General features: G+C 41.8%; 1 protein-coding gene. It reads right to left on the minus strand.

Translation table 11 applies throughout. The features are described 5' to 3' along the window. Positions 1-93 precede the first annotated feature (93 nt). Positions 94-771, minus strand: a 678-nt coding sequence (locus HC175_RS15670; protein ID WP_168139377.1) for an MBL fold metallo-hydrolase, incomplete at its 5' end; no start/stop codon positions are given.

A 771-nucleotide genomic window follows, 5' to 3' on the forward strand; every position in this document is an offset into this window, starting at 1 on the left:
TAGGTAGAAGAGAGACTGGATATAAAATTTTTCATGCCCTATGAATATATAAAACCCCGCAGGCTGCGGGGTTTTATATGAAATTGAATCTAACTATTCAGTCGCGTCTTCGGGATACCAATTGGCAATGATCACTTCAATATCGTCATTGCCTTCATTCACCAGCTGCTTGAATTTTTCTACGTCGGCTTTACCATCTGTACCTCTAAAATGGTACGGGTAAACTTTATCCGGAGCGAATTCCAATACAGCTTCAGCCGCTTTTTCCACGGTCATAGTATAAGGCAGGTTCATTGGGATCAATGCTATATCAATATCCTTAAGCTGTCGCATTTCGGGAATGTCTTCGGTGTCTCCTGCTATGTAAAGTCGTTTGCCTTCACTTTCAATTACATAACCATTGCCGCGACCTTTGGGATGATATTGTTTGGCTTCTTCTCTTAAGTTATACATTGGAATTGCCTCAATGGAAAAATTCTGAAGGCTCCTTTTTTCACCATTGTTCATCACCGTCACCTTTGTCGCCAAAGAGTCAGGCAATTCATCCTTCACCGCCTGGGGCGCAATAATGGTAATATCTCCTAATTCCAACCCCTGAAGAGTTTTGGAATCCATGTGGTCGCCATGAATATCTGTGAGTAAAACCACATCTGCACTATCTTGTTCAGCATAAGTATCTGCACCTCCTACAGGGTCAACATAAATTGTGGTATTGTTCCATTTGATGATTGTTGAAGCATGAGAAACAGGGATTACTTCCACCTGTGCAGT

The sequence above is a fragment of the Salinimicrobium oceani genome (assembly GCF_012037645.1).